The 7832-nt window shown below is 37.1% G+C and carries 9 protein-coding genes; all 9 read right to left on the minus strand.

What is annotated here, in order from left to right:
* Positions 1-81 precede the first annotated feature (81 nt).
* Positions 82-1365: a histidinol dehydrogenase gene (hisD, locus tag ACGHIN_RS15835; RefSeq protein ID WP_390455696.1), complete on the minus strand. Its 1284-nt coding sequence runs from the start codon at positions 1363-1365 to the stop codon at positions 82-84.
* Position 1366: 1 nt separating this feature from the next.
* Positions 1367-2224, minus strand: coding sequence for an ATP phosphoribosyltransferase (gene hisG / locus ACGHIN_RS15840; RefSeq protein ID WP_390455699.1), 858 nt, complete (start codon positions 2222-2224; stop codon positions 1367-1369).
* 244 nt (positions 2225-2468) lie between these two features.
* A complete protein-coding gene (locus tag ACGHIN_RS15845; protein ID WP_390455702.1) occupies positions 2469-3566 on the minus strand; it encodes a glycosyltransferase family 4 protein in 1098 nt (365 codons plus the stop codon).
* A complete protein-coding gene (locus ACGHIN_RS15850; protein ID WP_390455705.1) occupies positions 3563-4339 on the minus strand; it encodes a polysaccharide deacetylase family protein in 777 nt (258 codons plus the stop codon). The genes ACGHIN_RS15845 and ACGHIN_RS15850 overlap by 4 nt, the downstream gene beginning before the upstream one ends.
* A 1-nt stretch (position 4340) precedes the next feature.
* The gene (locus ACGHIN_RS15855) at positions 4341-5270 is read right to left on the minus strand and encodes a glycosyltransferase family 2 protein (protein WP_390455708.1); all 930 of its coding nucleotides are present in this window, start codon (positions 5268-5270) and stop codon (positions 4341-4343) included.
* 4 nt (positions 5271-5274) lie between these two features.
* Positions 5275-6444 carry a glycosyltransferase family 87 protein gene (locus tag ACGHIN_RS15860; RefSeq protein WP_390455711.1) on the minus strand — a complete coding sequence of 390 codons (1170 nt, stop codon included), beginning with the start codon at positions 6442-6444 and terminating at the stop codon, positions 5275-5277.
* Between the two features lie 29 nt (positions 6445-6473).
* A complete protein-coding gene (locus ACGHIN_RS15865; protein WP_390455713.1) occupies positions 6474-7286 on the minus strand; it encodes a 2,3,4,5-tetrahydropyridine-2,6-dicarboxylate N-succinyltransferase in 813 nt (270 codons plus the stop codon).
* Positions 7287-7446: 160 nt separating this feature from the next.
* Positions 7447-7605, minus strand: coding sequence for a bacteriocin-like protein (locus ACGHIN_RS15870; protein ID WP_390455716.1), 159 nt, complete (start codon positions 7603-7605; stop codon positions 7447-7449).
* Between the two features lie 117 nt (positions 7606-7722).
* Positions 7723-7832: NlpC/P60 family protein (locus tag ACGHIN_RS15875; RefSeq protein WP_390455719.1), on the minus strand; the 110-nt coding region annotated here is incomplete at its 5' end.

Below are 7832 nucleotides of genomic sequence, written 5' to 3' on the forward strand. Positions count from 1 at the left end.
CATTATGATCCCTGAAGCTTATATAAGGCTGTAATTCTAATATATTTTTTCGAACGAATGTATTAAGAGTGAATGTTTTCATTATTTCTTCTGTTTTAGTCTTATGGTAACGGCATTTTTGTGAGCGGCTAATCCTTCCGCCTGTGCCATGATTTCTATTGTTTTTCCTAAATTTTTTAATCCTTCTTCTGATAAATGCTGGAAAGTGATTTTCTTTACAAAACTGTCTAAAGAAACGCCACTGTAATTTTTGGCAAAACCATTGGTTGGAAGCGTGTGATTGGTTCCACTTGCGTAATCTCCGGCGCTTTCACAGGAATAATTCCCAAGAAAAACGGAGCCTGCATTTTGAACTTCAGGAATATATTTTTCAAAATTTTCTATAGCTAAAATGAGATGTTCCGGCGCATACAGATTACTGAATTCAATCGCTTCCTCTATTGTTTCGAGTAAAATAAAATTACTGTTGTTTAAAGACTGCTGAGCCATTTCATTTCTTGGAAGCTTCTTCATCTGCTCATCAATTTCCCTGATCGTTTGCTTTAAAACAGGCAAGCTTGTAGCAATAAAAACTACCTGACTATCACTTCCATGTTCAGCTTGTGAAAGCAGATCTGCGGCACAAAATTCAGGGACAGCTTTTTCATCGGCAATCACCAATACTTCACTCGGTCCTGCAGGCATATCGATTGAAACGCCGTATTGTTGGGCATATTCTTTAGCGGCTACAACATATTGATTTCCCGGCCCGAAAATTTTATACACTTGTGGAATACTGTCCGTGCCTAAAGCCATAGCCGCAATAGCCTGAGCTCCTCCTACTTTAAAAAGCCGGGTAACTCCACAAAGTCGGGCCGCATATAAAATAGCCGGATTTACATTTCCGTTTTTATCAGGCGGCGTGCATAAAACGATTTCCTTACAGCCTGCTAACTGAGCAGGAACGGCAAGCATCAGAACGGTAGAAAACAGGGGTGCTGTTCCGCCCGGAATATAAATTCCTACTTTTTCGACCGCCCTGTTTTCTCTCCAGCAGATCACTTCTTTTGTTTTTTCTATTTTTACGGTTCCTTCTTTTTGTGAAGCGTGAAATGCTGAAATATTTTCTTTGGCCTGTTGAATGGCTTTTTTCAGGTCTTCACCGATCATTGCACAAGCTTCTTCGATCTCTTCGTTAGAAACTGAAATATTGCTGATCTCTGCGGAATCATATTTTTTGCTCAACTCTAAAAGGGCTTTATCACCATTTTTTTGAACAAGTGAAAAGATATTGGCTATTGTTTCTGAAATCTCTTCTCTTTGCAGAACCGGGCGTTTCGTCAGTTCGGTCCATTTTTCCTTTGCAGGATATTGATACATCTTCATATTAAATCACCATTTTATCGATTGGAATTATTAAAATGTCCTGGGCTCCGTTTTCTTTAAGTTCATCGATGACCTCCCAGAATCTTTCTTCATCGATCACCGAATGAATGCTGCTCCATCCCTTTTCTGCCAATGGAAGTACGGTGGGGCTTTTAAGTACCGGAAGAACATTGGAAACGGCAGATATTTTTTCATCAGGAACGTTCATCAGGATATATTTGGAATTTTTGGCTTTTAAAACGGCTTTGATGCGAAATAAAAAACGATCGAGAATGTTTTCTTTATCCGGTTCCAGAGAGGAAGTTTTAGCCAATACGGCTTCGGATTTCAGTAAGGTAACAGTTTCACGTAATCCGTTTTTGAATAAGGTGCTTCCTGAACTCACAATATCACAGATTCCGTCTGCCAATCCTATATTCGGGGCTATTTCCACAGATCCTGAAATCACGTGGATTTCTGCTGAAATACGGTTATCATCCAGGAATTTTTTAAGTGTATTCGGGTAGGAAGTCGCTATTTTTTTACCCTGAAAATAGGCGATATCGTCTGTTTCCACTTCTTTGGGAACAGCAATGGAAACCCTGCATTTTGAAAAGCCGAGTTTCTGCACCACTTCAATGTTTTTCTGTTTTTCTATCAGAAGGTTTTCACCAACGATGGCTATATCTACTACTCCGTCTTCCAGATATTGAGGAATATCGGAGTTTCTCAGATACATGATCTCAACAGGAAAATTATCCACCGAAACTTTAAGCTGGTCTTTTCCGTTGTTGACAAAAATGCCACAGTCTTTGAGAACCTGTAAGGAGTCTTCGTACAGCCGGCCGCTTTTTTGAATCGCAATTTTTAATCTACTCATTTTACTTTTTTTGAGTCTGAGTAAATAAAACTGTTGATTTGAAATTTCCGAAAGAATATAGAAACAAAAAAACCGCCTGTTTACTCAGACGGTTTTAATTATTTTGATTTTTAACATATACACATATCAATCAATTCCGTCTTTGCAGATGATGATGATAATGATGCATTGTTAAAAAATTCGGTTTCATTGTTGAAATTTGAGGTACAAATGTAGGATTTATTTTTAAACTGTTCATGAATTTTCAAAGAATTTTTTGATAAAAGTTCATCAGATCAGTTGCAATAGCCTTGTCATTAAACTTCTGAACAAACTCTAAACCCTTATCTGCACGGCGTTTTCTTTCCGCTTCATTATCCCACAAAAATTGAATTTTAGATCGGATATCGAGATGGTTGTCCGGATTGATGTATACGGAATCTTTTCCTCCGGCTTCCGGAAGACAGCTTCTGTTGCTTGTAATGACTACGGTTTTAGAGAATAATGCTTCAATAACTGGAATTCCGAAACCTTCGAAAAAGCTTGGATACACAAAAACATCGGCCAGTTTATAGATAACGGCAAGCTCATTCATAGAAACTCCTTCAAGAAAATGAATCTGCTTCTGCATACTGTTTTTAGTAATAAATGAAGCTATTTTCTGATAGTATTTAGTTTTCTTTCCTACCACAACCAACGGAATATCAGTTCCCTGTATGGCTTTTACAATGTTCAGAAGGTTTTTACGATCTTCTATTGTTCCTACATTTAAAATAAATCTTTCAGGAAGATTAAATTTCTGTCTCGTCTGCTGAATTAGTTCTTCAGATTGCTGTTCTTTAAAAGCCTGATGACAACCCTGATAAATGACTTCAATCTTAGTTTCGGGAACTTTTAAATAGTGAATGATGTCTTTTTTGGTCTGTTCTGAAATGGCAATGATCTTATCCGCAATCTGAGCCGCTCTTTTGAACTTCCATAAATGAATTTTCCTGTCGAAAAAAAAATAATACTGCGGATATCTTACAAAGATGAGATCATGAATGGTGACTACTTTTTTAATGGACGTTTTGTTCCACTTTAAAGGCAATTCACCGGATAGGCCATGAAAAATGTCAGCTTTTTCTTTCTGTGCGTCGAGTCCCATTTTAAACTGGCGGGACATTCTTCCTTTCGTGGTTCCGATAAAATGAACATTAGGTTTTTCTAATGTTTCTTTCCCTCTCTCCGATTTGTTTTTGTTGAGAAGCAGGTATTCATTTTCCGGGAAATAATGAGCAAGAATTCTCACAAGATCCCTTGAATAATTGCCTAATCCTGATGCATTATGGAAAAAACGTTTTGCGTCAAAAGCAATCTTCATGATGGTATCTGTTTTTGAAATTCCTGGAATGTTCCGAAGCTATAGTTTTTACTTTTCAGCCAGCCGACAAATTCATCAAATCGTTTTACCATTTCCTTTCCTGTATTTTTTGTAGTAAAACCAGGCAGTTTGAAAGCTTCATCTTTAATGTCGGAAAATTCCCACGGATGAAAGTAAACATTGAGATACTTGTCTTTTTTTAAAACGTCGGAAGCCAGCTTTTTGTATAGGGATAAAGGAAAATTATGAAAGCTTAACCAAAACAACGGCACCCTGAAATTGGGCGAAACCGAAGCCGGAATCTGCATTATGTTTCCTTCTTTGTAATAGGTTCTTGAAACTTTTAAATTATTATATCTTCCCGGAAGGAAAGTTGGATTGATAGATGAATTGTAAGCATATCCCGCGTTTTCCACTTCCTTTTCATTGACAGGCATCATTCTGGGCATTCTTAATCCCGTTACTCTCGTGGAAAACAGTTCTTCCAGCTTTTCTCTGGATTCTTTTAAATGTTTTTCTTCAAATTCGGAGTGAAACCATGTGTGTGAAGCCAATTCATGACCTTCCTGTAATAATCTTTCGATCAGGCGTTTGCTGTGTTCCGCAAAGACTACCGTAGAGAAAAAGGTAGCTTTTACCTGATGCTTTTTTAAGATGTTTAAAATATTTTCAAGTCCGTGTTGGGAAATGGAAATTTGTGTATCAAAAGGAATTTCTCCTTTATATTCCAATGGCATATCAAACTCTTCAATATCAAAACTCAATAATACCATTTTAAAAGTTTTTATTTTTAATAATATAATTCGGTCTTTCTTTTACCTGCTTGAAGATTTTCCCCAGATACATCCCAATAATTCCAAGGATAATCAATTGCAGCCCTCCGAAAAATACAATCGTCATAATCAATGATGCCCAACCTGAGATCTCCGTTTTGGCAACAAACGCATAAATTACATACAAGGCATATCCGATTACAGAAATCGCGGAAAATAGAAATCCTAAATATGCTGCAATATACAGAGGTTTTACACTGAAAGCGGTAATGCCCGTAAAGGCAAACTTGATCATTCTTTTAAGATTATAACTGCTTTCTCCGGCTACTCTTTCTGAAGCAGTAAACTCAATTCCTGTTTGCTTAAAGCCCATCCAGCTGGTCAATCCTCTCAGGAAGAGATCATCTTCATTGAAATTTCTCATCACTTCTACGGCATTGGCATCCAAAAGCCTGAAATCCGATCCGCCTCCTTTGGTTAAATCAACGTCAGAAAGGCTGGACAATAGTTTATAAAAAAAGTCTGAAGTTTTTCTTTTGAAATAGGAAATTTCTTTAGAATAGGTTCTTATGGTGTAAACCACATCGTAGCCTTCTTCCCATTTCCGGATCATTTCCGGGATAAGTTGCGGTGGATGCTGAAGATCTCCGTCCATAGAGATCACTGCGTTTCCATGAGCGTGATCCATTCCTGCTTTTACAGCAGGTTGATGCCCAAAATTCCTTGAAAATTCAATAAATTTCACTTCATCAAACTGTCCGGAAAGTTCTTCTAATTTTTGCTGGGTATTATCCCTGCTTCCGTCATTCACGAAGATTATTTCAAAATCATAATTGTTTAATCCGGAAAAAACCTCTTTTATTTTTTCGTGAACCAAAGCAACGTTTCCTTCTTCGTTATGGGCAGGAATGACGATGGAAATTTTCTTCATAATATTATTTCAGACTGTAATCTGTTTCAAAATTTTTGGTTAAAAGCTCATACACCACTCTTAGCCAGACCACAATGCAAGGTACAGCTTTTAATGAATATTTGATGATATAATCATGCTTTACCCATTTTGGGAACAAGTCTGATGTAGAGAAACAGGTGAAAATAATCACGAAAACCAATAACCCTATAGTTAATGGACTTCTCTCCTTTTGCAAGAAAAACCAGATCATCACGCCCACTACCGCAATAATATACGTAGGAGATTCCGAACTTGAGCTGAACAATACTAAAAATAATAACGTAGAAGCCAGAATCATCAATTGAAACGCATAGTTTTTATATTGCTTAATTCTGATATACGGCAATGCAAATAAGGGTAATCCAACGGCTAAAAACACCAGATTCGAAATGGAGGCATCTCCCAGAATTCGTCTGAAAAAGCCCATCAAAGAAATGTCCTGCATATTTCCCAACACCTGGTTTTCATTGTTCTTTTCAATAATGGAATGGTACCACTCCATATAGCTTTGCACTACAAACTGTGGGCTTGAATAGGCCATAGGAAGTACAAAAAACACTACGGCAATAGCAACCCCTGAGAGGATGAATTTCTTTTTATTCTGAATGAAGAAGAACTGTGAAAGCCCTACAATTCCATAAATCTTTACAAATATACCCACCAATATCGCCGTCACCGATTTCACTTCTTTTCTTTCGTAAATATATACGGCGGATAACAATAAAAGTCCCGTTAATGCCACATTGAACTGCAAACTTAAAGCCGCCGTAATGTATTCCTGCAGGCAAAACAATCCGAAAAGGGCTTTTTTGCTATCGGAAAAAGGCAACTTATAAATGGCATATACAAAGAGAAATGTATTGGCTACATTCCATAAGGAAATACCCAGCCAATCCGGCATAACAGCAAAAGCTGCAATAAGTGAGCTGAAAAATATCCCGTAATGGTTCAGATCAAAATAGAGATCCGGATAATGGATGAATAAGTTTTTCTGATGGATCGTATTGAAAAATACATTTTTAAAGATCAGATAATTATTAATGGCGTAATCTCCCCTGAAATACTTGGAAATTGCCGTCACAACGGATATAATAAGATAAACCCCAAATATATATTTAGGGTTTAATATCAGTTTTAAAAATTTTTCTTTCAAGACTGTACGGGTATTAGTTTGATATCAGTTTAAACAGCTACATTATTATCTCTTAACGCATCGTTAAGGGATGTTTTTTTATCTGTAGATTCTTTTCTCTGACCAATAATCAAAGCACATGGAACCTGATATTCTCCGGCAGGATACTGTTTGGTATAGCTTCCCGGGATCACTACTGAACGAGCAGGTACTCTTCCTTTGATTTCAACAGGCTCATTTCCTGTAACATCAATGATTTTTGTAGAAGCTGTCAATACTACATTTGCTCCCAAAACTGCTTCTTTTTCTACGTGTACTCCTTCCACAACGATACATCTTGAACCGATGAAACAGTCATCTTCAATAATTACCGGAGCTGCCTGTAATGGTTCTAAAACCCCACCGATACCAACACCGCCACTCAGGTGAACGTTTTTACCGATCTGCGCACAGCTTCCTACTGTTGCCCATGTATCTACCATTGTTCCTGAATCTACATAAGCACCGATATTTACATAAGAAGGCATCATGATCACTCCTGAAGCTACGAAAGATCCTTCTCTCGCAATGGCATGAGGTACTACTCTTACTCCTTTTTCTGCATAATTTCTTTTCAAAGGAATTTTGTCATGAAATTCAAACGGGCCTACTTCAATGGTTTCCATCTTCTGAATTGGGAAATACATTACTACCGCTTTCTTTACCCACTCATTTACCTGCCATCCGTTTACCGTAGGTTCAGCGACACGAAGCTCTCCGGAATCCAATAAAGAAATAACTTCTCTGATGGCTTTCTGGCTGTCTTCATTCTGTAATAAATCTCTGTTATCCCAAATGTTTTCAATTGTTTGCTGTAACGACATGTTTCTAGTTTAAAATTATACGCGCCAAAGATACGAAAAACTTCAGCAAAACCTTTTTAAACTTGATGAGCCCGGAATATTTAATACAACTAATTATATCGCCTTATAACAAATAAAAAAGAGCGTTTCCGCTCTCTCAAATATTTATATCTATTACCTGTTAAGGTTCAAGAACACACAAACAGGCACATCTTTGCGGTACCCATGTACCTCCTGACGGGCTACAAATATCATAGCAAAAATCTGGGTAAGGAATAGGATAACCTGCCCCTGCAATTCCTTTCATTCTTTTTCTGTCTAACTGCTTCAAATTTTTCATGACAAATAGTTTTTAATTCACCATGAAGTTACTTATTTTAATTCAATTGAGATAGGAAAACATAGAAAAATTTTCTTATGTTAAATCGCAGAAAACTAAACTGCTATATATTTCGAATTAAAGGATTCTTTGGGCATGAAGATAGGCTTTATTCCAGTATTTTTCGTTCAAAGAAGAAATAATAACGCCTTTTGAAGTTGAGGCATGAATAAACTTCACTTCACCAT

The sequence above is a fragment of the Chryseobacterium barbadense genome (assembly GCF_042849955.1).
Lineage (GTDB): Bacteria > Bacteroidota > Bacteroidia > Flavobacteriales > Weeksellaceae > Chryseobacterium.

Coding starts and splice junctions, on each gene's coding strand:
- hisD (WP_390455696.1), bottom strand. CDS start 1,365: ATGAAGATGTATCAATATCCTGCAAAGGAAAAATGGACCGAACTGACG.
- hisG (WP_390455699.1), bottom strand. CDS start 2,224: ATGAGTAGATTAAAAATTGCGATTCAAAAAAGCGGCCGGCTGTACGAA.
- ACGHIN_RS15845 (WP_390455702.1), bottom strand. CDS start 3,566: ATGAAGATTGCTTTTGACGCAAAACGTTTTTTCCATAATGCATCAGGA.
- ACGHIN_RS15850 (WP_390455705.1), bottom strand. CDS start 4,339: ATGGTATTATTGAGTTTTGATATTGAAGAGTTTGATATGCCATTGGAA.
- ACGHIN_RS15855 (WP_390455708.1), bottom strand. CDS start 5,270: ATGAAGAAAATTTCCATCGTCATTCCTGCCCATAACGAAGAAGGAAAC.
- ACGHIN_RS15865 (WP_390455713.1), bottom strand. CDS start 7,286: ATGTCGTTACAGCAAACAATTGAAAACATTTGGGATAACAGAGATTTA.
- ACGHIN_RS15870 (WP_390455716.1), bottom strand. CDS start 7,605: ATGAAAAATTTGAAGCAGTTAGACAGAAAAAGAATGAAAGGAATTGCA.